Source organism: Gleimia hominis (assembly GCF_032085515.1).
In the GTDB taxonomy this organism is placed as follows: domain Bacteria; phylum Actinomycetota; class Actinomycetes; order Actinomycetales; family Actinomycetaceae; genus Gleimia; species Gleimia hominis.
In genome coordinates this window covers 1,086,868-1,111,918 of record NZ_JASXSX010000001.1, presented here as the reverse complement: position 1 = coordinate 1,111,918, position 25,051 = coordinate 1,086,868, and the positions used below count along the sequence as shown (strand labels likewise).

At 58.9% G+C, this 25,051-nt stretch carries 20 protein-coding genes; 10 read left to right on the top strand and 10 right to left on the bottom strand.

All coding sequences use genetic code 11. The annotated features are described in order from the left end of the window. Positions 1–21 precede the first annotated feature (21 nt). From QS713_RS04670 to QS713_RS04645, 6 genes are all read left to right on the top strand, one after another. The gene (locus QS713_RS04670) at positions 22–531 is read left to right on the top strand and encodes a DoxX family membrane protein (protein ID WP_313272842.1); all 510 of its coding nucleotides are present in this window, start codon (positions 22–24) and stop codon (positions 529–531) included. Continuing rightward, positions 521–1,903, top strand: a complete 1,383-nt coding sequence (aroA, locus tag QS713_RS04665) for a 3-phosphoshikimate 1-carboxyvinyltransferase (RefSeq protein WP_313272840.1) — start codon at positions 521–523, stop codon at positions 1,901–1,903. The genes QS713_RS04670 and aroA overlap by 11 nt, the downstream gene beginning before the upstream one ends. After that, positions 1,890–2,936, top strand: coding sequence for a ribosome small subunit-dependent GTPase A (gene rsgA / locus QS713_RS04660; protein ID WP_313272838.1), 1,047 nt, complete (start codon positions 1,890–1,892; stop codon positions 2,934–2,936). Before aroA ends, rsgA begins: the two co-directional genes overlap by 14 nt. 66 nt (positions 2,937–3,002) lie before the next feature. Beyond that, positions 3,003–3,806: an inositol monophosphatase family protein gene (locus QS713_RS04655; RefSeq protein ID WP_313272836.1), complete on the top strand. Its 804-nt coding sequence runs from the start codon at positions 3,003–3,005 to the stop codon at positions 3,804–3,806. 7 nt (positions 3,807–3,813) lie between these two features. Then, a complete protein-coding gene (locus QS713_RS04650; protein ID WP_313272834.1) occupies positions 3,814–4,971 on the top strand; it encodes a metallophosphoesterase family protein in 1,158 nt (385 codons plus the stop codon). Further along, a complete protein-coding gene (locus tag QS713_RS04645) occupies positions 4,958–8,128 on the top strand; it encodes an AAA family ATPase (RefSeq protein ID WP_313272832.1) in 3,171 nt (1,056 codons plus the stop codon). The genes QS713_RS04650 and QS713_RS04645 overlap by 14 nt, the downstream gene beginning before the upstream one ends. Positions 8,129–8,222: 94 nt before the next feature. Here QS713_RS04645 and QS713_RS04640 read toward each other — a convergent pair whose 3' ends face one another. The 3 genes from QS713_RS04640 to QS713_RS04630 are packed head-to-tail and all read right to left on the bottom strand — an operon-like array spanning position 8,223 to position 10,693. Continuing rightward, positions 8,223–8,639, bottom strand: coding sequence for a DUF6912 family protein (locus QS713_RS04640; RefSeq protein WP_313272830.1), 417 nt, complete (start codon positions 8,637–8,639; stop codon positions 8,223–8,225). Between the two features lie 40 nt (positions 8,640–8,679). Further along, the gene (locus QS713_RS04635) at positions 8,680–10,005 is read right to left on the bottom strand and encodes a CpaE/TadZ family protein (RefSeq protein WP_313272828.1); all 1,326 of its coding nucleotides are present in this window, start codon (positions 10,003–10,005) and stop codon (positions 8,680–8,682) included. A 49-nt stretch (positions 10,006–10,054) separates the two neighbouring features. Beyond that, entirely contained in the window at positions 10,055–10,693 is a 639-nt protein-coding gene (locus tag QS713_RS04630; RefSeq protein ID WP_313272826.1) for a hypothetical protein, read from the bottom strand. Positions 10,694–10,881: 188 nt separating this feature from the next. Between QS713_RS04630 and QS713_RS04625 the strand changes: the two genes are divergently transcribed. Continuing rightward, positions 10,882–11,094, top strand: coding sequence for a helix-turn-helix domain-containing protein (locus QS713_RS04625; RefSeq protein ID WP_102216051.1), 213 nt, complete (start codon positions 10,882–10,884; stop codon positions 11,092–11,094). Here the strand turns inward: QS713_RS04625 and QS713_RS04620 are convergent. Continuing rightward, entirely contained in the window at positions 11,091–11,639 is a 549-nt protein-coding gene (locus QS713_RS04620; protein WP_313272824.1) for a hypothetical protein, read from the bottom strand. The genes QS713_RS04625 and QS713_RS04620 overlap by 4 nt on opposite strands. 239 nt (positions 11,640–11,878) lie before the next feature. Between QS713_RS04620 and QS713_RS04615 the strand changes: the two genes are divergently transcribed. Both QS713_RS04615 and QS713_RS04610 read left to right on the top strand, forming a co-directional pair. Beyond that, a complete protein-coding gene (locus QS713_RS04615) occupies positions 11,879–12,793 on the top strand; it encodes a LysM peptidoglycan-binding domain-containing protein (RefSeq protein WP_313272822.1) in 915 nt (304 codons plus the stop codon). Positions 12,794–12,837: 44 nt separating this feature from the next. Continuing rightward, positions 12,838–13,341 carry an Rv3235 family protein gene (locus tag QS713_RS04610; protein WP_313272819.1) on the top strand — a complete coding sequence of 168 codons (504 nt, stop codon included), beginning with the start codon at positions 12,838–12,840 and terminating at the stop codon, positions 13,339–13,341. A gap of 36 nt (positions 13,342–13,377) precedes the next feature. On the opposite strand, the gene secA is transcribed toward QS713_RS04610, so the two are convergent. Beyond that, positions 13,378–16,152 (bottom strand): preprotein translocase subunit SecA, encoded by a 2,775-nt coding sequence (gene secA, locus QS713_RS04605; protein ID WP_313272816.1) that lies wholly within the window; start codon positions 16,150–16,152, stop codon positions 13,378–13,380. Positions 16,153–16,516: 364 nt separating this feature from the next. On the opposite strand from secA, the gene QS713_RS04600 reads away from it, so the two are divergent. Beyond that, entirely contained in the window at positions 16,517–18,892 is a 2,376-nt protein-coding gene (locus QS713_RS04600) for an HtaA domain-containing protein (protein WP_313272813.1), read from the top strand. A 246-nt stretch (positions 18,893–19,138) separates the two neighbouring features. On the opposite strand, the gene hpf is transcribed toward QS713_RS04600, so the two are convergent. The 5 genes from hpf to mtrA all read right to left on the bottom strand — a co-directional run bounded on the left by hpf (position 19,139) and on the right by mtrA (position 25,017). Continuing rightward, a complete protein-coding gene (hpf, locus tag QS713_RS04595; RefSeq protein ID WP_313272810.1) occupies positions 19,139–19,807 on the bottom strand; it encodes a ribosome hibernation-promoting factor, HPF/YfiA family in 669 nt (222 codons plus the stop codon). 183 nt (positions 19,808–19,990) lie between these two features. After that, positions 19,991–20,671 carry a ComF family protein gene (locus QS713_RS04590; protein ID WP_313272809.1) on the bottom strand — a complete coding sequence of 227 codons (681 nt, stop codon included), beginning with the start codon at positions 20,669–20,671 and terminating at the stop codon, positions 19,991–19,993. 352 nt (positions 20,672–21,023) lie between these two features. After that, a complete protein-coding gene (locus QS713_RS04585; RefSeq protein ID WP_313272806.1) occupies positions 21,024–22,688 on the bottom strand; it encodes an LpqB family beta-propeller domain-containing protein in 1,665 nt (554 codons plus the stop codon). 25 nt (positions 22,689–22,713) lie between these two features. Beyond that, the gene (gene mtrB, locus QS713_RS04580; protein WP_313272804.1) at positions 22,714–24,327 is read right to left on the bottom strand and encodes an MtrAB system histidine kinase MtrB; all 1,614 of its coding nucleotides are present in this window, start codon (positions 24,325–24,327) and stop codon (positions 22,714–22,716) included. A 6-nt stretch (positions 24,328–24,333) separates the two neighbouring features. Next, positions 24,334–25,017 carry an MtrAB system response regulator MtrA gene (mtrA, locus tag QS713_RS04575; RefSeq protein WP_313272802.1) on the bottom strand — a complete coding sequence of 228 codons (684 nt, stop codon included), beginning with the start codon at positions 25,015–25,017 and terminating at the stop codon, positions 24,334–24,336. Between the last annotated feature and the right edge of the window lie 34 nt (positions 25,018–25,051).

Below are 25,051 nucleotides of genomic sequence, written 5' to 3'. Positions count from 1 at the left end.
TACCCCGGTAACATAAGGACTATGAATATCTTGCGTCTTGTTGCTCGCCCACTCGTTGCTCTGCCGTTCCTAGTTGATGGGGTGGATGCGGTCCGCCACCCGGATAAGCACGTGGAGAAGTTCCAGAAGGTCACGCCGATTCTTGAAAAGGCTGGTCTGCCCCCGGTGTTGGCGTCTGATGCGAAGATGCTGGCGCAGGTCACCGGTGGGGTCACCGCAGCTGCTGCCGCCGGGTTGGCGATCGGTAAAGCCCCCCGCCTGTGCGCCACGGTGCTTGCGGCCGCCGCTATTCCAATCGCGATGATTCAAAACCCCGTGCCTCTAGCTAAAGACAGCGATGAGAAAGCCGGTTACTACCGTGGCTTGCAGCGCCTCGGGGCCGCGCTGGGCGGTGTGCTTTTAGCAACCGCGGACCGCGAAGGGGAACCGTCGGCCGCTTGGAAGCTCGGCAACTGGCGTGAGCACCGCACCGACTTGATTGAGGAGCGCAATAAGACGTGGCAGAACGCTAAGGACGTCTTTGACAAATAGTTTCCGCCTGCAGCACTCGCACTGCCAGTCGGCATTTCCTGATCCCTGGCCCGCACCATTTGCCCATGCACCAATGGATGCACCGGTGCAAGTACCCGGTTCAAAGTCACTTTCGAACCGCGAACTGGTTTTGTCTGCGCTTGCACAATCGTCTTCGGAGCTGACCGGGGTGCTTCGCGCTCGCGACACGGATTTGTGCATGCGCGCGCTGCACGGCCTCGGTGCCAAGGTTGAGGCTGCGGGCACGCGCGTGCGGATCACACCGCTCACATCTGTCCGCCCGACCGTAGTGGACTGCGGGTTAGCCGGTACCGTCATGCGGTTCTTACCTGCGGTCGCTGCGCTGGGGAACGTGCCCGTGCGCTTCACTGGGGATCCACAGGCGCAGACTCGCCCCCTCCGTCCCCTGTTGGATGCGTTAACTCAGCTGGGCGCGCGCGTGGAATTTGAGTCTGAGGCGTGCCTCCCATTCACCATTTGCGGCCCCATTGCCGGAAACCACGTTCTTATTGACGCGAGCGCTTCCTCTCAGTTCCTCTCTGCTCTGCTGCTAGTCGCCCCGCGGATCGCCCCGGCCGCGGCTTCGCGCAGTGCACAAGACCGTGCGGGAACGCCCCTGACCATTGAGTTAGTTGGCGCGGCCCCGTCGAAGGCGCATATAGACATGACGCTAGCTTGCATGCGCAGGCGCGGCGTTCCAGTTTGGTGCCGCAAGAATATTCTTGAGGTCCCCCGCACTCCTTACCGGGGTTTAAACACGGTGATTGAGCCGGACCTGTCGAACGCCGGCCCGTTCTTAGCGGCCGCCATGGTGACTGGGGGAACTGTCACGATCGAGCAGTGGCCCGAGCGCACTACGCAGGCGGGGGTGCAGTGGCCGAGCATTTTTGAACGCATGGGCGCGCGCGTGCAGGTTGAGGGAGGCCCCCATGCCCAACTGCAGACACTGACGGTGCACGGCCCTAAGCGCGAACAATTGCGTGGGATTGAGGTGGATATGCACGCGTTCGGGGAGCTCGTCCCCACCCTCGCTGCCGTGTGTGCCTTCGCGCAAACCCCCTCTACGTTGGTGGGGATCGCACATTTGCGCGGCCACGAAACCGACCGCCTGCACGCGCTGGCTCAGGAGCTGCAGCGCTTAGGTATAGGTGTAGAAGAGGGAGCTGATTACCTCAAGATCTTCCCTCAGGAACCAAAAGAAAACACTACTGTCGAATCGTATGCAGACCACCGGATGGCTACGTTCGGGGCAATCATCGGCCTGGTAGTGCCGGGAACGAAGGTGCGCAACATCGCGACCACCGCGAAAACTATGGCCCACTTCCCCACCATGTGGACGCAGATGCTGGCAGGTGAACATGTCTCGGCGTGATATAGGTACCGACGACCCCCGCGTGCGGGTACGCCCGGGGCGGGGCAGCCGGCCGCGCACTAAGCGACGCCCAGACTATTCCGACCGGCCATTGGGACGCGTGATCGCCGTGGACCGGGGGCGCTACCACGTGAACATGGATACGGGTGAGCGCGTGATCGCGGTTAAAGCCCGCGAGATTGCGCGCGGAGGGATTGTGACGGGCGACCGGGTGCGGCTCACCGGGGACCTCACGGGCAGAAAAGACACGCTGGGACGGATCGTGCTGGTAGAACCGCGCACCACCACGCTGCGGCGCAGCGGTGAAGACGCGGATGCGCACGCGCAGAAAGTAATGGTCGCAAATGCTGACACAATGGTGCTCGTAACCGCGATGGCCGACCCGCCGGTGCGGCCCGGGTTCATTGACCGCTGCCTAGTTGCCGCATTTGACGCGGGCCTAACCCCAGTTGTGTGCTTAACGAAAGCGGATCTGGGGGACCCGGACAACGTGGCGGCACTGTGCGAAGCGCTCGACGTGGAAACCGTGCAAACATCCACCGACACCCACCACCCCACGCACGCGGGGATAGAACAGTTGCGTCAGCGTCTTGCCACCCACGTGTCGGTTTTTATCGGCCATTCCGGCGTGGGGAAATCCACCCTCATCAACGCGTTAGTACCGCAGGCGCAGCGGCAAACCGGGGACGTTAACGCGGTTACCGGGCGGGGCAGGCACACGTCCACGAACGTGGTTGCGTTCCCACTTGCCCCATCCGGCCTCGTGATCGACACCCCCGGGGTGCGTGGGTTCGGCTTAGCACACGTGGACCCCGCGGACGTGATTCGAGCGTTCGCGGACCTCGACGCCGCAACCAGTAACTGCCCACGCGGATGTGACCACCGGGTGGGCGCCCCCGAATGCGGGTTAGACCAGTGGATCACCCAAGCGCCTACGCAAGAGGAGCAGCGTATGCGGGCCGTGCGCGTGGCGTCCGTGCGCCGACTGCTCGAATCCCTCAAGAAAGCACAAGAGAACCCGTGGGAGAACTGACACGCGGCACGGGCAACTAGGGGCAAACTAGCCGGAATCGGCACGTAGTCCGGTAGCGTAGAGAGTATGAATCAGCGCAACCTGTACAACGACGACCTGCGGTTGGCGCACGTGCTGGCAGACCAGGCGGATAGCGTCACCACATCCTATTTCCAATCACCCGACCTGCGGGTGGAAGAAAAATCCGACCACTCCCCCGTCACGGTTGCGGATCGGCAAACAGAAGAGACGATCCGCCGGCAACTATCCACCGCCCGTTCGCGCGACAGCGTGTACGGCGAAGAAATGGGCACAACCGGTCGTTCCACGCGCGTGTGGGTGATTGACCCGATCGATGGCACAAAGAACTTTGTTCGCGGCGTGCCCGTGTGGGCCACGCTAATTAGCCTGGTTGAGGACGGGGACGTCGTAGTGGGGGTCGTGTCCGCGCCCGCGCTGGGGCGGCGCTGGTGGGCAGCGAAAGGACAGGGGGCGTACACGGGGACATCCCTGCTGCGGGGCAAGCAAATCCACGTGTCCAATGTGGACCGGTTAGAGGACGCTTCCCTGTCTTATGCTTCCCTTGACAACTGGCGCAAAGCCGGGCGGTTCGAAGAGTTCAACGCGCTCACGCAGCGCACGGCCCGCACCCGGGCCTACGGTGATTTTTGGTCTCACATGCTTGTGGCGGAAGGGGCGGTTGATTTTGCTCTGGACCCGAAGTTGGAGGCCTACGACATGGCCGCACCGGTGGCGGTGGTGCAAGAAGCCGGTGGCGTGTTCACGTCCTTACTCGGTGATGACGGCCCGTGGGGTGGCACTGCCCTGTCGTCCAACGGCCACTTCCACGACGAAGTGTTGAGCATTCTGAACTGGCCCGAGCCACAGTAGGCTGGCGATGAAGTTTATCCACACGTCTGATTGGCATTTGGGCCGCACGCTTGCGAACTATCCGCTGCAGAGCTTTCAAGAGCAGTTTTTAGACCACTTCGTCGACCTGGTCACTCACGAGCGGCCCGACGCGGTTTTGTTGGCCGGGGACGTGTTTGACCGGGCGATCGCACCGCAATCGGCGATGGTGTTGCTTGAGGATACGCTGCGGCGGCTGGCGGAACTGACCCAGGTGGTGATGATCTCTGGAAATCACGACGCGCCCGTGCGGTTGGGGTACGGGTCGAGTCTGTACACGGACCGGGTGCGCGTGTTTATTCGCTGTGCCCAGGTGGGGACCCCGGTTTCGTTCGGTGACGTGCACGTGTACCCGGTTCCGTTTTTAGAACCCGATGAGGCACGTTTCGAACTGGCACCCTCATTAGACGAACCGTTGCCGCGCACCCACGACGATGTGATGGCAGCTGCTCTGCGGCGCATTGACGCGGATCTGTCGGCCCGCGGTGGAGTTGGGATCGCGATGGTGCACGCGTTCGTGGCGGGCAGTAAAACCAGTGAGTCCGAACGTGACATCGCGGTGGGTGGTTCGCAAGCGAGCTACCCGGAAACGTTCGCCCGAATGGGCAGCAATGCGCCCGCCTCCCAGTTGGCGTACGTAGCGGCAGGGCACCTGCACCGCGCCCAGCAGCTGCACGCCGGCGGCACGCCAATCCGCTACTGCGGCACCCCGCTTCCGTACTCGTTCTCTGAGGCGAACTACGCCCATTCCACCACTATCGTGACAGTTACCGGCAAAGACGTGTCGATTCGTACCGTGCCCGTCCCTCAGCCGTACCAATTGGTGAACTTGCGTGGCTCCCTACAGGAGGTTTTGAATCAGCCGGTAGTTTCAAACGCGTTCTATTCCATTGAGTTAACCGACCCGATCCGCCCCGAACGCGCGTACGAGCAGGTTAAGAACCGGTTCGAAACTGCACTGGTGGTGCGCCACACAGGTACGGTACCGGTAGATCAGGCGCCGCAGCGCCGCAACCTGGACCCAACGGACCTGGTAGCAGCGTTCTTTGAAACGACTTTGGACCGAAACCTCTCCCCGTCCGAGCGGATTCTGGTTCGAGACACGTGGGAGCAAGTACGAAAAGAGGAACATAATGCGTCTGCTTGAGTTGAAGTTCAGTGCGCTCGGACCGTTTCCAAACGAGCACACGATTGACTTCACCGGGTTTGAAGCCAGTGGAATCTACTTGCTGCGCGGCAACACGGGGACGGGTAAGTCCACCATCATAGATGCGATCACGTACGCGCTCTATGGTGAGGTTGCAGGGCAGAACACGTCTTCTAACTCACGGTTGCGGTCAACCTACGCGGATCCAGACACGAAGACACTGGTGCAGCTGCGGTTCGAAACACCGCACGGGGTGTTTGAGGTGGTGCGTACCCCTGCGTACCACAAGCCAGGGCGCAAAAGTTTGACCCCTGCGAGTAGTTTTTTGTCGAAACTCACGCTCGTGGATGGGCAGGTAGTGGGCCGGGAGACGCTCGCGTCCCGTAAGCGAGAAGTTGATGAGCAGGTTGCGCACGTAGTTGGGCTGGGTCTTGACCAGTTTTTGCAAACAGTGATCTTACCTCAGGGGAAATTCGCGCAATTTATCCGCGCTTCCTCCCTGCAACGCAAAGAGTTACTGGCTGACATTTTCCGCACCCGCTCGTTCGAAACGTTCACAAAACTGCTGTTGGATAAGGCGCATGAGGCAAATCGGCAAACACAGCAGCGGGCAGACCGCTTAGTTACCCTCGCCGTGCATATTCATGACGGGGAGGATGCGGCGCTTGCGCAGGCACTTGAGAAAGAAGACTTCGATGCTGCGCACGAGCGGCTATTGGCGCACCAAGAACAGTTAGAGATAGCGGCTCAGGCGCGCGCAACTGCCCGCGAGCGGGCGCGGGAGAATTATCGGGAGGCCGCGTTCACGCTCGAGCAGGTGCGTGCCCTCCAGCGCTCTCGGGCACGCGCCGATGAGTTGGAGCGCGAGTTAAACAGCCTGCGTGCGCGCGAGACCGAGATTGAGCAGTGCCGGCAGACGCTGAACCGGGCGCGGACAGCGCGGGCGATTGTGCCTCATATTGAACAGGCAAAGGCGGCACAGAGCGAGCTTACACGCGCGAACACCCACTTGAGTTCCGTGCACAGCACGCTCGCTTCTGCCCCGCACCTAGCGGATTTGCCGGCCTTCAAAACCAGTGGGAAGGAAGGCACGCAAACCAGCGCAGCACTGATCGACGCGGTGGGCAAATACGCGCGCGAGTGCGCCGAGGAGCGCGGCGACTACTTGCACGCGAGCGACGGTGAGAACGGCCACTCCTTGCTAGAACGCGGCCAGGCAGAAAATACCACGGAAGCTGAACTGCCAAATAGCGAGACTCTAGACCCTCTTTATCAAAGCTTTGCGCAAGAGCTCACGCGGTTAGAAGACGCCGCCGAACACGAAGCACAGTTAGAGCAGTTGCGCGAACGCCTGGCAGATGCCCGGGAACAGGCTGAACGCAGACGCGAACAAATGCAGGCGGATCAGCGTGAGCTAGACGCTATTCCCCCGCAGATTGAGCAGATTAAAACGCAAATGGAGCAGGCCCGAACCGAGTCGGAAGCGATTGAACAGCGCGAGGCCAAGCGCAATCAACTCGACGACCGCTTGCGGGCGGCACGCGAGGTGCAGCAGATGATCCCACAGTTACAAGATGCGGCCGATAAGGTATCGCGCACCGCCCATGAAGATGACCGGGCGCGGCAAGAGTATGAACAGCTGCGCAATAAGTGGCTGGCGGACTCTGCGTTAGCTCTGTCTGGGTACTTGAAAGACGGGTTGCCTTGCCCGGTGTGCGGTGCAACCGAGCATCCCGCTCCGGTAACTGGTGAACGCCTGGTCGTTTCTCCTTCGGATCTGCAGGAGGCCGCGGACGCGTCGTCGAAAGCTACATCGGCGTTTGGGAAGGCACGAAGCGAACATGAGCAGATTACTAAGCGGATTGCGGATTTGAATCAGGTGGCGGGTGATTCTGCCGACGCACTTGAGCAGGCGCGCGGGCGCGCGCAAGAACTGTGGGAGGCCGCACGCAACGCCGGCACGCAGTTAGCGGCCCTGTCGGAAGAGCTCACGCGCATAACGGGGAAGCAGGAACGCTTAGCGGACCGGCGGGTGCACCACGAGGAACAACTCGAAGCGTTAGCGGAACGCATCGAAGAAATGAGCCGCGGCATTGCCGAAAACGAAGCGGCTGTGCGGGGTGCGCGCGGCCCATTTGACAGCGTTTGTGCGCACATTGACGCGGTCCGCTTGGCTGGCCAGCAGGTGCGGGACTTGCAGCGGGCAATCGACGAGGTCCACCATGGGCAACACTCGTTTGAGAACGCGTCCGCGCAAATGCGGCGCGCCGTTGCGGAAAGTGTTTTTGACACCGCTAAATCCGTACAGGATGCGTCCCTAAGCACTGCGGACAGCGAGGATTTGGAGGCGCGGATCAACGAGTTCGAACTGAACGTGCGCGCATGCACCCAGGAGTTGGACCAGTTGGAAACCTCGGGGGTGCGCGAGTGCGTGCTCCCGGATTCGCAGGCGCTCGCGCGCGTTGCGCAAGCGTGTAAGGACAAGCAGGAGGCAGCCCAAGATGCGGCGGCCACCGCGGCGGACCGCGCGCACCGGGGTGCAGTTGAGCTGCAAAGTTGGCGCGAAGAATGGCAGGCACTGCGCCGCGAGTTGACGCAGACCCAGACGGTGCGTTTGTTCGCGCGGATTGCGAATGGGGACACGAGCGACGCCGGGAACCGGGTGCCGTTAGCCACGTGGGTTCTGCTCAACCAGTTTGACGACGTGCTCGCGGCCGCGAACCCGTTTTTAGCCCGGTTTTCCGCGGACCGGTACGCACTGGCGCGCGTGGAGGCGGATCCGGGGTCGCGCAGCAGCAAAGTGGGGTTGGGGTTGGCGATCCACGATTACAATACGGACACGGATCGCGCTCCCCTGTCTTTGTCGGGTGGGGAAACTTTTTACACGTCCCTCGCGCTAGCACTCGGGTTGGCGGAAGTTGTGTCCAGTGCCGCAGGTGGCGTGGAGTTCCAGTCCATGATTATTGATGAGGGATTCGGCTCGCTCGACGCGTACACGCGAGACCTGGTGATGAGTGGACTCGAAGCGATTCGTGATAGCGGCCGCACCGTTGGCCTAGTATCACACGTGGAGCAGATGCAGGAGCGGATCGCGGATGGCATCCACGTTATGCGCGCGCCCGGCCAGCGGTACTCCACGCTAAAGGTGTATGCCTAACTACTGCTGAAGGTGTGCACCTAATCGTTTCGGAAAGCGTAGGACTAACCACTGCGCCCCCAGTTGCGTGGGCACTGGCTGCCTGCTTGCTGGCCTACAGGTCCGCGCCAACTTGGTAGATCAGTCGTTCCCGTTCACTGATGTCGTACCACAGGGGAAGGTGGTTATATAAGGCGGCCACCGCCTCATCGGCCGCATCTTGTGTTTGTGCCTGACACGCTGCATTCACAAGGGAACTCACGTGCGGATCGTCAATCAGGATCGCCACCACGTCTGACCATTGGATTGGCCCCTGGTTCGGCAGGTCAACTGCGAGCACGCAGCGGCGCGTAAAGTCCCCTCGGTCGCGGATGAGTTCGAGCGATGCTAAACACGCTTCCATTGTGGCTTCGTATTCCGCGATTTCCTGGTCCGCTGCGCCTTGCGCATCTGCTTTGGGAGCGTAGTATTCCCGTTGAGGGGGTGTGGACAACTGTAGTTCTTGGGCGGTGATGGGAAGAAAAACTCGCATGGCTACAGTGTGCCACGAGTCTCACCGGTGCAGCCAGATGTCATCCGTGTTTCGCAGTCTTCTCGCCGGTTATCCGTTTTACCCACTGTCGCAGACGATACCCTAACAGTTTAGGTTTCCGCTGCGCAGCTTGTTGCCGCTGCGCACCTTCTTGCCGCTGCGCGTTGGGAGCAGCGGGGGCAATGTCAAATAGTTGACTGGCTATCTGTGTGATGCTGCGCGTAAAAGAACTTTGCGGCGCGGTTTCAACGACTGTGGTTGCTTTCAAAACTGCATCATCCACTGCTGGCGTGGCGTCAATCAGTTCGAACGGAATGTTTTTACAGATGGAACGCGCGACCGTGATCAGCGACCTGCGCGAGCGGCTCCCACTGGCCGCGTTGCGCACCTGGTTAATGACCACCAGGTCGATATCCACACTAGCGTCCTTGCACTGCGCTAACGCTTGGTTCAGCCGCGTCAGCCCCACCGCATCTGCTTTCGCCACGAGCACTCGCCGATCCGCTGCCTGTAGCAGTTCTAAGTTCACGTCTTCGCGGCTGGGAATGAACGACAGTTGCGCCGGATCCGCTTCCGTGAATCCCGCTCCTATATCCACTATCACGTCACCGAAGTAGCGCAGCTGCTCCACGGTTTGCGCCACTGCCTCCGACCTGAGTGTCTGCCACGTATCCGCTTGCGTCAGGCCAGTTAGGATCGTCAGGTGCGACGCCAGTTCCTCACGCAATTCCCCTAGCTCCGTAACTTCTAACATCCCTCGGTTTTGTAGGGAACAGGCCCGCACCAAGCCAGATCCCCCATCTTCTACCCCCAGCATGATCGCCAATGCAGGTGCCGTCGTATCCGCATCCACAAGCGTCACATCGCGTTCCAGAGTAGCTACGCAGTGCGCCAGATTCGCCGCTATTGTTGACCGCCCTGGCGCTCCCGCCGTTCCCCATATCGCTACCATTTGCCCGTTTTTATCCGCTTGAGGTTCTGGCTCCCTCTCCACCCCTGGGCTAACCGTGGTTTCACCGCGTAAGTCTTCGCGAATCGCCAACGTCAAGGATTCCAGCAGTTCGTGCGCACTCGTGCGTTCAACGCGCACGTCCTCCCCAAATGATGGGGTCGCCAAAGTATCCGTGACCACCAGCAGAACCAGTGCGTGTGCGGCGTGCAGTGCCTCCACGAATGCACTATCGATACCGCACAGCTCGTCGAGTAGAACGATCCGTCCCACGCCCGCGAGGACACTGGCTTCCACTTCTCCTCTGTCGGCGCATCTGCGCGCCACTCGGTATCGGGCGCTTTGTTGGTTAAGCGCCGCCACCACGTCCGCTTCGAAATCACCGGTTAACCAAACGATGACGTTTTCAACGCTCATTCCTACTCCAGATTCCGTGCGCTAGTTTTGCGGATTAACCTCTTGCGACTTAATTTCGTGGCACAACCACGAGGTTCTTATCTTGCGACATGCCGGCCAACACCCCCGGAAGGTCCGTTTCTGGTACGGACACTTCCACTGCCCGCCCCGCGCGAATAGATAACCCCTTACCTGGCTCATGTACTCCCAGCACGATGGCGTCCCCAGAAAGGGGTTTCGCTGCTTCCTGGTGCGAGGCCGGGTCAACCGCGGTGTCTTCCACCTGCCAAACTTCAACGGCAGATCCCACTTTCACGGAAGAAGGTACCTCGCCAGACACGTTCACCACCACTTGCCGCCGGCCTTGAGCGGTACTGTCTGACACAGCGGATTGGGGAAGCAGCTCGCCGGCGGATAGTGACCGGGTTGCCACCGCTCCTTTTGGCAGCGCTCCGCGTTTTACGTACACGTGGGTTTCTGGCCGGGCATCCACTACTTCCAACTTGCCTTCGTCAATTGTCTGCCCCATCGCAACGTTTTCTCGCAGCAAATACAGGGCTTCACCGCTGCGCGCATGCCTCACGAGTAAAGTGGTTCCCACTAGGGATATCACCACGATTATCAAACCGATAACGAATCGTGGGTCGCGCAGTACTGACCTGCCTTTTGAATACGCGAGCTTTGGAGCATTTCGCTTCTTCGCACTCATAGTTAAATCATGCCAAAAAATCCGCGGCCTAGTGGTTTTCCACAGAAACTGTCCACATTCTGCTCATGTAGCCACAGCGCCACTACTCTCCACAGCGACTGTCACAGATATCCACAGCGACTGTCACAGATATCTACAGCAACTGTCACAGACTAGCACCCACTGGTATAAAGTGAGATAGTTGTCGTATGGAACCTCGTTTTTTAACCCTGGCCGACGTTAAAGAGATCCTGAACTTATCGATGTCCGCCACGCGCGCGCTCGTTTCCTCAGGCGAGCTACCTGCAATCCAAATTGGAGGTAAGCGGCAGTGGCGGGTAGAGGCAAGCGAACTCGAAAAATACATCGAACGCCAGTACGCGGTAACGCGAGAGAGAATCGAAGCGGGTGAAGCGTCCTAAAGTACGCATTCGCAACTAAAAATCGATTCGGACCGAACAGTATAGGCCCGCTCTGCGCTACGGATTTCAAAGTGGTCCGCGTAAACCGCGCCTATCCAACCGGCTATCGATAGCTGCTGAACAGCTATTTTTACTCGCTGGCGATTGTGCATCAAAGAGCGAAGCACGGAGTTCATTGGCAGCTTCCGCTCAAGAATGGATGCCGCACTCGCATGGCGGGCAACTCCTTGAAGCACACTGCAGTTCGAGAGGTTCACCAGCACCTGTCGTCCGGCCTGGTCTAACAGCAACCAGTTTTGCCCTACCCGCAGCAGCCGCCCCTGGGCCTGCGCCCCAGCGTCACTCATGCATCTAACTTCGCTTCCAATGCTTGTGCGCAGCCGTTCTACAAGGGTTATTTCCGTCAGCTCAGCCTGCGCCAGCTCATAGACTTCCTCGCGTTCTTGCGCTCTGCGGGCTGCTGAAAACGTTGCTTCTAACTCATCGATGAGTCCGCTTAGTTCCATACGCTCATTGAAACACATGACCGCTACCACTTTCCCCACAGTTCCCCACCTGATCTTGAATCTTGGATCACACCTTGACAACCCACATTCACGATGTAACCATAAACACAACGAACTGACATGAACTGAAACGGTTAGATATGAATTCAGCGTAAACCCGTGCTAATCAAACAGGTTCCCGTCAGTGCAAGCCCAGCATCCGCACGAGAACCACCGGTTTAACGTGAGGAGACCACACGTACGCGAGCCGCATCTTGGCTCAGAGAGGAAAACGCACCGTGTCCGCACACCCCACCACAGTGCCCACCGCAGCCACAACAGTGCCCACTCGGACCATCAAAACCCCAATCGAATCAAATACGACATCAGAGGAAACGTCGCTCGTATCGGGACGCATAGCCGTGGTTATGGCGCTATTCACCGTGGTTCTCACTGCTCTTGTAGTCTGGTCGGGGGCGAGCGCGTTCCCGCTACTACGCTCTCCTGGCATCCTCGTCCAAGGCGCGTTTAGCCTCAACGCCCCGATTATTACCGTGGTTGTTTTCGCGGTTTCCACAGGTGCGTGGGTGCTGGCTTTGTGGACGACTCTGTCACTGTTCTACGCACAGTTTTTGCTCACCACTAGGCGGCGCAGTGTTGGCGTGGTCCTGTCCTCGCGCTTCCTTAGTCCACTGGCGCGCAAACTGTTGCGCCGCTCGGTGCTTAGCGTCGCATTGAGCGCCAGTATGGTCACGCCCGCGTTCGCGCTCGACAGTGTCGACCTAATGTGGCCTGCGGGAACAACCACAACGGACGTAACGAGTACCGCGGTTGAACAGGGCAATCCCGCCGATTCTAGCTCCCCCTCCTCTGCCGATTCGAAGTCCGCTCCCTCAGGCGGGTCTAACTCCGGCTCCTCGTCCGCGTCCTCCGCGCGCAATCTGGCAGCCCCTAGCACAGCTGGTTCCACCACTGCAGGCGCTTCAGCAGATAGCGCAGCCAACGCAGGGGCCGCAAGTTCGTTCACCTACACCGTCAAAAACGGCGACACTTTGTGGACTATCGCGCAAGAACAGTGTGGAGCACAGACGCAAGCAGCTATATCCCGCGCATGGCAGAGGATCTACCAGCAGAACAAAGCTGCCATAGGCAACGATCCCGCATTAATCTACGCGGGCACCGAACTCGTAATCGACCGAGGTAGCAACCAGTAATGCTACTACCATCACAATCACTAACACTCAGGAAGGCAATCCCGATGACCGCCCCGGTAACAACCACTCCTATCCGCAGTTTCAAACGCATCCCACCGCGCGCCGCAGTAACTAAACCAGTCCGGCCAACCCCAGTCCACTCTCCGTGGCTTAACCTCGACGTCTCGTGGGATTACTCTCGGCCAGAAGAAACCGCTAGCCCATGGCTGCAGCGCGTGGAGCTACCAGAACCCGCTCGGTGGTCAGGCGCCCTAGCGCTAGCTGTAATCGAATCTATGCTCGGATGCCGCCGCGCCAGCGCACTGGAAAGGTGGATGGTGCCTAACCTGTACACCGCTCTAGAGCGCAGGGTAGCGCTCGCCCGCCGTCTGAATGGCCCAACGCGTATCCGTCGCCCCCAGCTGCGCTCCAGCCGAGTGTGCGCAATCAGCGCACGAACTTACGAAACAACGCACATCGTCACGGACGGTGCGAACACCAGGGGTGTGGGCATCCGGTTGGAAGCCCGGCGGAGCCAATGGATCGCAACCGCGATCGAAATCGCATAGCCCCGCAGGTACGTAGTGACAAGTACGTCGCGCTACTTAGCGTTTCTTCTTCCTCCGCGCAGCCCGACGCTCCGCCCGGTTCCCCCGCTTACGCTCTGGCTTCTCCGCATCGCCCTCATCCGTGGCCGCAGAAGTCTGCAGGTTCTTCTCCATCTCCTGCCGACCCACATTACCCATCACATTATTCTGAGTGGACCCACTCAGCGGCGTCGTCGTAATCGTCGCAACCTGCTCCGACTCCTTCTGCCCAGCCTCCTGTTGCTGCTGGGCGAACACCAACTGGAACTGGCCCGCGTAAGCAAACGCCTGCTGCACCGACTCCTCCCGGATCCGATCCATCATCGCCGTGAACATCTGCGCGCCCTCAGCTGCGTACTCAACCAGCGGGTCCCGCTGACCCATCGCACGCAGCCCAATGCCTTCCTTCAAATAATCCATCTCATACAAATGCTCACGCCACGACCGGTCCACAGCCGCCAAAATCACCCGACGCTCCAACTCGCGCATCGGATTCTCCCCCAGCTGCGCTTGCGCCAACGGGTTTTGCTCAATCTTCTCCTCAAGCTTCTGATACTCCGTCTTAATATCCGACGTGTACTCAAACTCCAAATCCGCAAGACTGACCGCGTTCACCCCACCGGACGCTTCCGCCACTTCCTTGGCAGTAATCGTCGCCGGATACAGGGTCCGCATCATCTGATCCAACTCTTTCAACGTGTCTTCCGTGATGTTCTCTTCACTCACCCGGTTCTCAATCACACCCGACACGATGTGCTCCATGAAGAAATCCATCTGCGGGCGCATGTCCTCACCATTCAACACGCGCTGCCGCTCACCGTAAACAGTTTCGCGCTGACCCGTCATCACATCGTCATACTTCAACACGTTCTTACGGATCTCAAAGTTCCGAGCCTCAACCTGCGACTGGGCCGACGCAATCGACTTCGACACCATCTTCGACTCAATCGGCAGATCCTCCGGGTACCGACCCGACTGCATCACCCGCTGCACCATCGCGGAGTTGAACATGCGCATCAAGTCATCTTCCATCGACAGGTAGAATCGCGATTCCCCCGGGTCCCCCTGACGGCCAGACCGGCCCCGCAGCTGGTTATCGATCCGTCGGGACTCATGCCGTTCCGTCCCCAACACGTACAAGCCACCGAGTGCCGTGACCTCATCGTGTTCAGCAGCCACCGCGTCCCGAGCTTCCTCCAGCACCTGCGGCCACAACGCGTTGTACTCCTCCGCATCCTCCTGAGGGTCCAAACCACGATCTTTCATCTGCGCCACCGCAAGGTGCTCCGCGTTACCACCGAGCATAATGTCGGTACCACGCCCAGCCATGTTCGTCGCTACCGTCACCGCGCCTTTACGCCCAGCCATCGCCACGACATCCGCTTCGCGCTCGTGCTGCTTCGCGTTCAACACTTCGTGCGGAATGTGCCGCTCCCGCAGCAGTTGGGAAACTAACTCGGACTTTTCCACCGACGTGGTGCCCACCAGCACAGGTTGCCCCTCTTGGTGCCGGCGTTCAATGTCGTCCACAACCGCTTTCATTTTCGACGCGAACCGTGGGTAAATCACGTCCGGCTGGTCCTTACGAATCATCGGGCGGTTAGTCGGAATGGGCACCACCCCAATCTTGTAGGTGGACGCGAATTCCGCTGCTTCCGTCTCTGCGGTACCCGTCATGCCCGCTCGCGACCCCTCAGGGTAAAGGCGGAAGTAGTTCTGCAAAGTAATCGTTGCAAGCGTCTGGTTTTCAGCTTTAATCTCCACGCGCTCTTTCGCTTCGATCGCCTGGTGCATGCCCTCGTTGTAACGCCGGCCCGGCAAAACGCGCCCCGTGTGCTCGTCAACAATCAGCACTTCCCCGTTTTGCACGATGTAGTCTTTGTCGCGTTTAAACAGTTCCTTTGCTTTAATCGCGTTGTTCAAAAACCCGATCAGAGGCGTGTAAGCGGCGTCGTAGAGGTTGAAGATCCCCAGTTGGTCCTCCACATAGTCAATACCAGAATCGAGAATCCCAACCGTTTTCTTCTTCTCGTCAACCTCGTAGTCCTTATCCCGGTTGAGGTTCAAAACCAGGTCCGCGAACGTGCGGTACCACTGGTTCACATCTCCTGTGGCGGGGCCGGAGATAATCAGTGGGGTCCGGGCCTCGTCAATCAGGATGGAGTCGACCTCATCGACAATCACGTAGTTGTGGCCGCGCTGAACCATGTCTTCGGGGCGCTGGGCCATGTTGTCGCGCAGGTAGTCGAAACCGAACTCGTTGTTGGTCCCGTAGGTGATGTCGCAGTTGTACTGTTCCCGCCGCTCTGATGGGCTTTGCCCGGTGAGGATACAGCCGCAGGTTAGACCGAGGAAGCGATAGACGCGTCCCATTAGTTCTGACTGGTATGACGCGAGGTAATCGTTCACGGTTACAACGTGCACGCCTTTGCCGGACAGTGCCCGCAGGTACGCGGGAAGGGTGGCCACCAGGGTCTTGCCTTCACCCGTTTTCATTTCTGCGATGTTGCCTTGATGCAGCGCCGCCCCACCGATCAGTTGGACGTGGAAGGGCCGCAGCCCCAATACGCGGTCCGCAGCTTCACGGACGGTGGCGAAAGCTTCTACCATCAGGTCATCTAGCGATTCCCCGTTTTCGAGGCGTTCTTTGAACTCCGGGGTTTTCGCCTTCAGTTCCTCATCGGTTAGAGCTTTGAAGTCGTCTTCAAGGGCGTCCACCTGCTTTGCAACCTGCTCGAGCTTACGCAGGACACGCCCTTCACCCATTCGCAAAATCTTGTCAAGAATAGACACGTTTCTCCATCGTCAGTTCGGGCAAAGTAGCCTAGCTACACTATCAACCCTCCCATTCTAATCCTAAGTTCCACAAGGCCGTACTCTTGCGCGCGGATTAGCAGCTAGCGAACACGGTTTACACTTTTACCACCTGTTTTTCTTCACTTCCCTTCGTTTTTCACCATGAGGGTTTCGCGGCTACTTGGCGGATGTATCAGAACCCAACCCCCTCATGCTAAATTAGGCAAGGCTAACCTGAGTGCATGTTAGGTGTCTCTACTCAGCGGAAACTGCGCATGCAACTGGGTTCGCTTTCTTTTTCGGACACGTCTTGAACGGTGTAGGGCCTTTCAAGCAGTTTCAGACTGAGAGGAAAATAAACGTGTCAAGCAAACGAATTTTAACGCGCGTAAGCTCTTCCATTTTCGCGTTCGCAGCACTTGTGGTCAGCGTCGCGACAATCCCCGCGCACGCAGTTGGCACTGCGGCAACTACTCCCAGTGCAGTTGTGAGTGCCAATAATCAGCACGCAGATTCGGAGTTGAAAACACGACTCGACAAACAGGTGGCGCAAGTCGAGCAGGCACTCAAAGAGGTTGCCACGGATTTCTCCAAATGTGATGCGAACGCTAAAACCGGTTACCTCAAGGGAATAGAACAGGGGAAGGCGTTTTTGGACAGCGCGAAAGAGCTGAAAGAAACAGGAGATTTTGCGCAGGCGCTTAGCAAGGCCGCGACGGCGCTGAAGCTCATTAATAATGCCGCGAACGTTCACTTAGATGATGGAAGTGATGACGAGGAACCGCACTATTGCGCCCCGCTTAACAAGGCTACGGGGCAACCAAGCGTCGGCAGTTCCGCCCCGCCTGCAGGGCAGTCAGGTGGGAGCACCGCCTTGTCCACAACGCAGCCGGGCGCAAGTACCGCGCCATCCACAACGCAGCCGGGGGCAAGTACCGCGCCATCCACAACACAGCCGGGGGCTCAGCTTCCCAACGCGAACAGCGGGGTTAATCCCCAGACGCCTACCGATGGTAGTTCTGAGTCCCAGCCTAGAGTGGTTGAGGGGAACCTCGACTGGTCGGTGCGCGATTCGTTCCTCAAGTATGTTCAAGGCCCGATTGCTCACGGAACTGTGAAAGCCACTGACGGTGCGACTGCCGTTAAGAATGCGGACGGCATGGTTACCCACTTCAGTTTTGAAACCATTCGCGGCCAGAAACTGGACTGGAATCACCCGTCTGGTGAACTTCAGTTTCAGGGCACGGTCCATTTGAGTGGGCATGGGGGGATCCTAGAGATGACGATTTCCAACCCCACAATCCGGTTTGATGCAGCAGATAACACGCTTGAGGGTAAGCAAAGTGGAGTACTGTCTGCACAGGTGAAGTCGCGTAGTTTTGTGGACACCTCTACCCAGGGTGAGCTGGTTGATTACAAACGCGTAGAGCTCGCGCGTCTGCAAAAGATTGACGTAAGAACCTCAGGCGATTCAATTACTTTAAAAACGGATGGTTCGACGCTCTTGGAATCCGGGGTCGCGGCGTTCGGTGGGTTCTACGAAGCAGGCAAGGACCTGGCGGAAATTACGGTGACATTGAAACAAAACCGCGCGCACCAACCTGCTGCGCCCGGCGGTGGACCGAACGCGGGAACGTACGCGGGCCGCTGCAAAGCCGATGAACCAAGGGATACCCGCGTGTCTAAGGCGAAACTCGAGGTCATTGCGCCCGAGGTGATTGATGCGGGGAAAGAAATGAAGTTCACGCTTAGAGGCTCTGGGTTTAACGATCCGAAGGACCCGGTTGGTAACGGTGTGTACGTGCTGGTGACGCAAGATGACGAGTGGGTTATCAATGAGTGCTTAACGTTGACGGGCCCAGGGGGATTGTACGCGGGGTATATTCCAAAAATTAACTCTGATGGCACGTTCGAGCACACGATAACTATTGGTGCCGACAACTTTATTCCCGGACGCACGTATGCGATTGGAACGCTCGCTGCGCATGCGGCATCTTTGAACAGTCGTTATTTTGACCGGGGCGTCATGTTGAAAATTCCGCACAACGCGTTTTCTAAGGTTACGGATCCGAAGAGTGTGAAGGCTACCGTAGACGCTAAGAAGAACGTGCAGGTGCGGTGGGGTGTTGATGGGGACACGTCTGGGCAAAAGTGGCGGGTGTCGATTGACTGCGTAGACAAGTGCGCAGACAAGTTTGGGCGCACAACCCGCTCGGCTGACAAGTGGAAGTCCGCGGACCGCGAGCACGTGTTCGAAGATGCTGACGATGGGGTTTATGTTCCGAAAGTTCAGGCATACCGGGAGGTAGACGGGGAGCGTATCTACGGGAAAGAAATAGTGGGGCGGGAATTCGCGGTTGGAACCGAGTTGCCCAACAGTTTTGAAATTCCTGAGGGAATGGAGCCAGCGGGTAGCCAACCGCAAAACCCGGAAGGTGCAGCTACTCCCCCGCACACGCCTGCAAATACAAACCCACCGGTAACTTCGGAGCCACCGACAAGCACCGCACCACCTGCGAATACGCAGCGTGCCGAGACAGCTCCGACCATGCGGGTGCCAGGAAAATCGAAACTGACGGCGAAAAACACTGGGAAGCGTGAACAGCACCGGTCTGCCGGCAGCCCTAGAGACGCCTTGGCTTCCACGGGTTTGAGCGGATTGAACCTACTGTACGCCGGGGCTTTCCTGGTATTGCTCGGCGCCGGGGCGATTATATTGCGTCACCGCCGCGCCTAATACCGGCTGGATGAGGTACCGGCCGGGTCTAATTTCGACCCACTTAGGTAACTGCCGGGTCTAGTTTCGGCCCGCTTAGGCAATGTCCGGGTCTAGTTTCGGCGATACTTGCCGCGCAATGAGGCACTCCCTGAAAGAGGAGATAGGAAACCAATCTTACTTTCAGGGAGTGTTGCTCATCCTCGTTAGCTTATGGATTTAAGCACTAACTTATGAGTTTAAGCGCTATTTTATGGGTTATATGCGCTAGTCGTCGTCTACTACTCCTGCGACTACGGCGTTGAGGCGGATAACCCCGTAGGTCCAGCCGGAGCGGTGGTAGACCGCGCAGGGCTGGCCGGTTTCTGAATCAATGAATAGGAAGAACGGGTGGCCCACCAATTCCATTTGGTACAGTGCCTGATCTACCGTCATCGGTTGGCTTTCGTGTAGTTTTTGCCGGACGATAACGGGGGAGTCTCCCAGCTGCTCTTCGCGTTCTTCACCGAGTTTAAGATCTTCCGCGGAACGCAGTTTGTCCGAAACAGGTTCTTTAGGTTCCGGTTTCTCTTCTGGTTCGTCGGGCACGATCCCACCCAAATCATCTGCGATTGGCTGGTGGAAGCGCCTGCGGTGGTCTTTCGCCCGGTCGCGAGCACGGCGGAGTCGCTCGAACAGCTTACCGGTTGCAATGTCTACAGCTGCGTACCTATCCGAACTAGAGGCTTCCGCGCGAATAATAGGGCCTTTACCAAATACGGTGAGCTCTATGCGTTCTGCGGTTTCCGCTTGCCGGGGGTTGCGTTCGTGCGTTAGCTCCACGTCGATGCGTTGCGCACGAGGATAAAACTGCGTGACCTTAGCAACCTTATCTTCGATGTATTCGCGGAAGTTCGGGTGAATTTCGGCATTGCGTCCGACAACTGTGATATCCATGATTCCTCCTGGAATATAGGTCCATCCCTACGCAGGGAGACTGATTACTGACACAACGGCTGTGCCAGCGGTGAGTTTAACTACCACCTCCCGGTCGCCTACCTCTTTGTAAGTGTTAACTCACTAGGCATACACCTATGATACCTGACTGCGGTGAACTACGTCACCTTATGGTGTTAGATTCTACCCCATGAGCTGGGGTTTCTTCACTACAGCCAAACTGAGCACGAGCGGCACCTGCACCCCCGAGTTTTCTAACACCCGAACGCATTCTCGGATCGTGGCGCCCGTGGTGATCACGTCGTCCACCACGATTGCTTGCCGCTGCCCCACCGGGGTACGCAAGAACATTGCCCCGTGGCGACCCCGGCGGCGCGTCTGCGCATCCCGGCCCGACTGGGTGCGTTGCCCCACCCGCAGTGCCAGCACCTCTCGCATCTGCGCCTGCACCCCCATTGCCCGCAGTGTTTGCGCCACCGCACGCGCTACCTGCGGAGTGACCATCATTCCCTGCCAGCGGCGCCGCAGCTTGGACGGCGCAGGCACAACACACACTTGCGCAGACCCGGCCCAGTCCAGGCGTTCCACAGCGGCTGCCCCCAACGTTATTCCGCAGTGGTAAAGCCAGTTATCTAACCGCGCTCCTGAATCGTGTTTTGCGGTGAGGATTACGCGTCGCAAAGGTCCGTCATATTTGCCGAGTGACAGTGCGGCAACCGCGGGGCTCCCCACTTCCTCAAGCACGTGCGGGCGCGGGTGGGTGCGCGCTAGGTTCCCACATGCCTCACACAGGGGCGTGTCCCACCGGCCGCAACCGGCGCATGCGGTGGGCAACAGCAGATCCAAAAGAGGGCGCGCGTACATGCCACCAGTATTACGCTCACTCCCCTACCGTGGGGCTCAGTGTCAGCAGGTCGTGGAAAACAAGCGTTGTGGACGCCGCTCATCCACACCCACGCCAAGTGGCGGGCCCTATCACTTACATGGGCCGCTTGCCTCACGAACCTGGAAACCGGCGGCGCCCAAGAACCTCACGAGTCTGGAAACCTCCGGCGCCCAAGAACCTCACGAACCTGGCAACCGACCGCTCTCAAGAACGTCGCAAGCCTGAAAACCTCCGGCGCCCAAGAACCTCACGAACCTGGAAGCCGACGGCACCCAGATACCTAGCTAACGCACAAACCTACCGCACCAGTCATCTAACTCACCGGGCGGTTTACCGGGGGAAGGTCAAAGCTTTTTGATCTACGGAATCGGCGCGCCACGAGGCCCCTACGCGAGTGAGGTACCCGCCGTCAGCTTGCTCCAAGATAACGTTTTGCGGGCTAGATCCGGCAGACACGCGGTTGGCGCGTCCTGGGACCGCCATGGTGGAACTTCCTGAAACGAGGTCTTTGAACACAACTTTGGAGTGGTCTCCATCGTCTTTCAATCCCACAGCTACGCCATTGCCCGCCCAGGAGCAGTCCACGGAATCGTTAAGGTCATCCACTTGCCGCGGGTTAGTCAGCCCAAGCGGTGTGCCTGACGGGGACCGCTTCACTTCCGCGATCCACACGCTCCGGTGCTCCCCACCGCGTTTCAACAGTACATGCGCCCCATCTGGCGACACCCACACTTGCTGCAACGGTCCGCCACTATCCCACGGTTGCGGCAGGTTCGCGACCTCATTATTCACACTGGCAGCAATCAACTCGCCCGCATCCACGCTCCACACCCAACCGGCGCGGTCCACCGACGGCGCCCCTAAATCCTGGCCCCGGTAAATCACCGACGGCACCCCATCGCGCGTCACCGCCACCAGCGCGCTGCGGTTCGCCACGTACGCGATCGGGGAATGCTCCAGCGGACCAATAGTGGGGTAATCCGCCGAATAGTTACCAACCGTTGACGCCGGTACCGCCACCGAGAAACTGCCTCCACTTCGAATCTCAATCCCCCGCTCAGACAGCCCCACGTTCCGGCCCAGCGCCCACTGCGGTTCCGCGGGCAACGCCACGTCCGCCAAAGGTTTACTATTCAGTTCAATGTCCACTTCCGTCACCGACGGCACCTGCATCAGCGTTGACGTGAGCTGCCACTTGAACAGTGACTGCGACTCCAGCGAGCGGATCTCCTCCGCCTCCACGCGCACATTCGCCCGGCCAGCATTCACCTCCACCGACTGCAACGGCAGGCGCGCCCCCTCAGGAACCGCATTCACTACCGCCGCTTGAATCCCTTCCGCAGGCCCTTGAATCAGCCCCTGCATCAGGTGCGAAGCCAATCGGCGCCGCGGATACCACCGCTGGTCCGCAACCAGTGTTTTCTTATCGGGCGAAAGGAAATACAAGGCGGCTTGCGTGAACGCCGCATCAAACGCGTTGCGTGACACCAAAGCGCCCGCAGGTAACGAGTTAATCCGCCACTGCCCATCGCGGTCTTGCGACAGGCGGAACTCCAGTTCGTCACGCGATTTCCGCGCCTGAGGTTCGTACAGGCCAGCGCCGTTAACGTGGCCACTAACCGCAGCAGACACTTTAACTCTCTGCCCGTCTTGTTTAACTTCCGGGGGTTTATCGTCCGGGTAAATCAGGATCTGCGTATCCGCCGACCAGTCCCGCTGCGCCGTAGCGGTCAAATAACTGCGCGCAACCTGGAAGTCATCCGACCACCCCGCTCCGGAGGCGCGAATAAAGTCACGGACAATCTGTTCCGGTTGCGCATCTTTAACCGGGCCGGAGCCTTTCAACACCACCGTTTCCGAATCCGGTTCACTGCGTTTAAACGCGGTCACGGGCCCGGACGTGGGGAAAGTCTGGCAGCCAACCAGGCCGAATGCGCACACCAGTGCGAGCACTTTAATGAGCGAGCGGGGCCCGCGTTCTTGTGATCCGCTCATGCGTATTCTCCTCCTGCCCGGTTACTCACGAAGATAAGCCACCTTCCGACGTGGTGGCGTGATCTACCCCTTCCCACAGTGGCAGCGGGAACGAACGCACGTCTTCACCAGCCACTTTCGGCACGGTCACGAGGAAGGCTGATCCTTCACCCGGTACCCCGTAGGCCTCAATCACCCCGTGGTGCAGAGCCACGTCTTCTTTCGCGATAGATAGACCCAACCCGGTACCTCCCGTGGTGCGGGTCCTCGCCGGGTCTGCGCGGAAGAACCGTTCGAATACGTGTTCGCGGGTCTGCTCATCCATGCCCACGCCCCAGTCACGCACCCGCACCGCGGTTGACGTCGGGTCTGTTGCCACGGTTATTTTCACGCGTTTACCTTCCGCGTGCTCAATCGCGTTGACCAGCAAGTTACGCAGCACCCGTTCGATCCGCCGGTGGTCCACCTCTGCAATACAGCGAGTAGAGGGCATATCCACCTCAATGGGAACACTCAGTTTATTCGCAAGTGTCTGGTTCGCTTCCACCACCTTACTCACCACTCCGCGCAGGTCCGTGACTTCGGCTTCCAAACTGGCTTTGCGCGAATCGTATCGAGAAATCTCCAGCAGGTCCGCGAGCATTTTTTCGAACCGATCCACCTGCTCGTGCAGCAGTTCCGTTGAACGCGCCATCATGGGATCCAGATTTTGGCGGGCGTCGTAGAGGATTTCTTCCGCCATCCGGATTGTCGTGAGGGGGGTGCGGAGCTCGTGGGAGACATCGGAGACGAAGCGTTGCTCTAACTGCGAGAGCTTGTCGTATTCCGCGATGGTTTCTTGCAGGGAGTCCGCCATGTTGTTGAATGCCCGGCCCAGCTTCGCCATCTCGTCTTCCCCACGGATGCGCACGCGGGCCGTGAGGTCTCCGTCCGCCAGTTTCGTGGCGGCACGGGCGGTGACTCCCACGGGGCGAAGCTGGTTGTACACGATTGCGAAGATCGACAGTGCCAGGATGAACACCACCGGGAGGGCGCCAACTGACAGCGTGGAGAACATGGTGGAAATAACGGTCTGGTCGTAACGCAGAGAATAGATCAAATACAGTTCGTAATCACCCGCCATGGGGAGTCGAACCAGGGAGCCCACTACGATTGCGGGTACGGACGTGCCGTTTTCGGAGGGAATGGAAACGGATTGGTAGTAAGACTCCGCGCCCGCAGCTACCTGAGCGCGCATTTTCGCGCTGATGACGTCCACGAGGTCCCGGTCAATCAACTCGTTAATCGCAAAAGTTTTTGAAGCGCTGGGGGAACGCAGCAAAACCGTGGAGATAACCCCTGAACCGGCGGAGGAGGTTTGCAGGGAAGACACCAGTTGGTTGGCGAGGTCTTGTACCTGGTCCGGGGTGGTGGCGGTGGACTGGTCGAATGTGGATTGCGCTTGCGTGAACCGGACGGAGGCGTCGTCGAGGATTTGCCCGCGCCGCTGGTCAAAAATGTCTGCCCGCACCTGGTAGGTCACCACCAAGAATAGGGCGGCGAGGATTGCGATCGCCACGAAACTCATGATGACCGCGATCCGCAAGGATAGGGACCGGCGCAGCGGAAGCGTCAACCGTGAATGGGCAATTCGACGAAATAGCTTCGAGGGCGAAGACACGAGTGGTTACGCTCCAGTGTTACCGATGCGGTAGCCAACCCCACGTACGGTGACCACCACTTCGGGGTGTTCGGGGTCTCGTTCAATCTTTGAACGCAGCCGCTGCACGTGCACGTTAACTAGCCTAGTGTCGGCCGCGTGGCGGTAGCCCCACACTTTTTCAAGCAGTTCGTCGCGCGAAAATACTTTCCAAGGGGCCCTCCCAAGCGCTACGAGCAGGTCGAACTCCAGTGGGGTTAAAGCAATCTCTTCTTCCCCGCGGAACACTTGGTGGCCCGACACGTCCACTCGGATTTCTCCGAACTGCAGGTGCTCTTCTTCAAGCACTTCCCGACCCCGCAACCGAGCTTTCACGCGTGCCACCAGTTCTTTGGGTTTAAAGGGTTTCGGAACATAATCATCCGCCCCGGCTTCTAGCCCAGCGACGACGTCACTGGTGTCCGTGCGGGCCGTTAACATCACGATCGGCACGTCAGATTCAGCGCGGATCATGGAGCACAGTTCGATACCGTTCAGCCCGGGGAGCATCACGTCAAGCAAAATCAGGTCTGGGTTCAAGGCGCGGAACGCACCCATCACTTCGTCCCCGTCGTGGCAGTAAGAGACGCTGAAGCCTTCCCCACCTAGCACAATGCCGATCATTTCCGCGAGGGCAACGTCGTCGTCAACAACAAGAATACTGGCGCTCATCAGTTCACTGTTCCGTTCAGCTCGGTTCTAACAT